Source organism: Natrinema pallidum DSM 3751, assembly GCF_000337615.1.
Taxonomy (GTDB): Archaea; Halobacteriota; Halobacteria; order Halobacteriales; family Natrialbaceae; genus Natrinema; species Natrinema pallidum.
Map to the genome: position 1 here is coordinate 1 of NZ_AOII01000075.1, position 2160 is coordinate 2160.

Consider the following 2160-nt stretch of genomic DNA (forward strand, 5'->3'; position numbering starts at 1 on the left):
CTCGCGGAGCGCGACGCTGTCGAGGCGACCATCGACATCGTTCCCGGCGAGGGTGTCGCACTCGGCGACGTTGGCATCTGTCACGGACACACGTGGCCCTCGCGGGCCGCCCTCGAGAGCGATGTCCTCTGTCTGGGCCACGAACACCCGTGCGTGCGACTCGAGGACGCGGTCGGCGGCAGCCGCGTCGAACGCGCGTGGCTTCGGGGGCGGCTCGACCCGGCCGCGTTCCGCGACCGGCCCGAATACGAGGGCGTCTCGTGGCTCGAGCGTGCCGACGGATCGCCACCGGCGGCGATCGTCGTGCCGGCGTTCAACGACCTCGTCGGGGGGACCTGGATCAACGTGACCGGACAGTCGTTTCTCTCCCCGTTTCTTCCGTCGGGACTAGCCGGCGGCGAGGCCTATCTGTTGGACGGGACGCGGCTCGGTCCCTACGAGGGAGTCTGAGCCCGGGTGCGCTCTAGCTGGTCTGCAGTCGATCGTCCGGTCCAAGCGATGGCGTTCGGTGCTCGTTTCGACAGCGGTACCGCCGTGGCCGACCGAAAACGCTTCAATTGTAGGATCAGAATCATGAAAGACGACCAACGAGAGATGCCCCTCCGGAACCCATCGGCTGCGTTCTTTTCGATCGTCCTCGGCGGATACGTCGGGGGACTCACGCTGTGTGCGGCCAGTCGCGTCCTCGGCGCAGCGTACACGGCGCTGTGGCCCGTCGCGATCGGTGCGTGTGCCGGGCTGGTCGCGGCCAGCCAGTGTTATACCCGACCTACGCCTGCGGCGACCCTCGTCCGAACGCGGTTGCACGCCCTCCCGTTCGCGGTGGTCGTCCTCGGGGCCGTCGTCTGGGTCCTCACGACGATCGGAGTGCGCGGCGTCGAGCCGTGGCTACGAACGTGGGTCGTGGAGATCGTCGTCTTCAGTTTCGGCGGTGCAGTCGTCTATCTAATCAGCATAAATCGCCACGTCACCGCGCTCCACGAACGGGAACCAGTGGTAGCCGAGTGGCGCACCCGGACCGGGTCGCGGACGCGCTCGGACGGGTCCTCGAGTCCGCATCAGCGGCCGACTAACGACCCTCCGCCGTTGCGCGGGGGACTGCCGCCTACCGTCGGATCGTCTCCGACTTGATCTCGTCGCCCTCGCGCCACTGATAGTAGTAGTACGTGGTACCGGCGATTTCGGTCGCCGAGACGCTCGCCCGCTCGGGGACGCCGTCGGGATACGTGACCGGCTCGCCGTCGTCAGGAGAGCGTGCGTCTTCCCCCTCCTTCCACGCCGCCAGCGTTTCGAGGTACTCGCTCGCCGCACGGAGCGCCGCCGGCTCCCGGGTGGCGAGTTCGTCGAGTGCCTCGTGGCCAACGCGGTCTAGCTCCGCCGGTGGGCTCGGTCGTTCGTCCGCGGTCATACTCGCTGCTGGGAATTGCTGGTCCCTAAAACTCGTTGTTCGGCCCGAATCGGGCTGCGGACCCGCACAGGTGTGCGGTATCATGGACCATATCATGTCCTAGTATCCATTGGTATCCAACTTACGTGTGGATTTATATACACGAACGAGGTGGCTAGTGCTGACAATGAATTCACAAGAGCACCGTCCCGCGACGCAGCTCGAGCCGGTTCCCGACGACCTCGAATCGGCCCGTGCAAAGCTAGTGTACATCTATCTCGACGTTACCGAGGGGGCGACGGTCGACGAACTGGGGGAGATTCTGGCGATGAAGAAGATCAACGTCCTGAGCGTCCTGCGTTCGCTCTCGAGCGACGGCCACGTGGAACGAACGGGATCGGAGTACGTCGCGAACTGATCCGACAGCGGTGCCGACACGAGAGCCGAATCGCCGTTCGAAGTTCTCTCAGAAGGNCCTCGTCCGATTCGAGGGCCGCGACTGCTTCGCCGAGGTTCGACGGCAGCGTGTCGATTCCGTACTCCTCGCGTTTCTGCTCGTCGAACTCGTAGATGTTCTCCCGGACCGGGTCCGGGCACTCGAGGTCGTTTTCGATCCCCTCGAGCCCGGCGTGGATCATGGCCGCTAGGGCGAGGTAGGGGTTACAGGAGGGGTCCGGCGAGCGCAACTCGACGCGTGAGGCTGCGGGCGTCCGCGCCGCCGGTTTGCGGATCAGTGCCGAGCGGTTGCGATCGGACCAGGCGACGTAGACGGG

Annotated in this window: 3 protein-coding genes and 2 pseudogenes; 3 read left to right on the forward strand and 2 right to left on the reverse strand. The window is 65.7% G+C overall.

Annotated elements, in window-relative coordinates; genetic code table 11:
• Both C487_RS12575 and C487_RS12580 read left to right on the forward strand, forming a co-directional pair.
• Positions 1 to 450: pseudogene (locus C487_RS12575) on the forward strand (metallophosphoesterase); the annotation flags it as partial.
• Positions 451 to 573: 123 nt separating this feature from the next.
• Positions 574 to 1131 (forward strand): hypothetical protein, encoded by a 558-nt coding sequence (locus C487_RS12580; protein ID WP_241431089.1) that lies wholly within the window; start codon positions 574 to 576, stop codon positions 1129 to 1131.
• Here the strand turns inward: C487_RS12580 and C487_RS12585 are convergent.
• Positions 1106 to 1408 carry a hypothetical protein gene (locus C487_RS12585; protein WP_006186156.1) on the reverse strand — a complete coding sequence of 101 codons (303 nt, stop codon included), beginning with the start codon at positions 1406 to 1408 and terminating at the stop codon, positions 1106 to 1108. The genes C487_RS12580 and C487_RS12585 overlap by 26 nt on opposite strands.
• Before the next feature lie 166 nt (positions 1409 to 1574).
• Here C487_RS12585 and C487_RS12590 point away from each other — a divergent pair, with 166 nt between their 5' ends.
• Complete coding sequence (locus C487_RS12590; RefSeq protein WP_006186157.1) at positions 1575 to 1805, forward strand: helix-turn-helix domain-containing protein; 231 nt, start codon at positions 1575 to 1577, stop codon at positions 1803 to 1805.
• Between the two features lie 40 nt (positions 1806 to 1845).
• Here the strand turns inward: C487_RS12590 and C487_RS19650 are convergent.
• Positions 1846 to 2160 (reverse strand): annotated as a pseudogene (locus C487_RS19650) (glutamine synthetase); the annotation flags it as partial.

What these genes read in the sequence shown, in the direction of transcription:
- C487_RS12580 (WP_241431089.1), top strand. Translation starts at nt 574, where the DNA reads ATGAAAGACGACCAACGAGAGATGCCCCTCCGGAACCCATCGGCTGCG.
- C487_RS12585 (WP_006186156.1), bottom strand. Translation starts at nt 1,408, where the DNA reads ATGACCGCGGACGAACGACCGAGCCCACCGGCGGAGCTAGACCGCGTT.
- C487_RS12590 (WP_006186157.1), top strand. Translation starts at nt 1,575, where the DNA reads ATGAATTCACAAGAGCACCGTCCCGCGACGCAGCTCGAGCCGGTTCCC.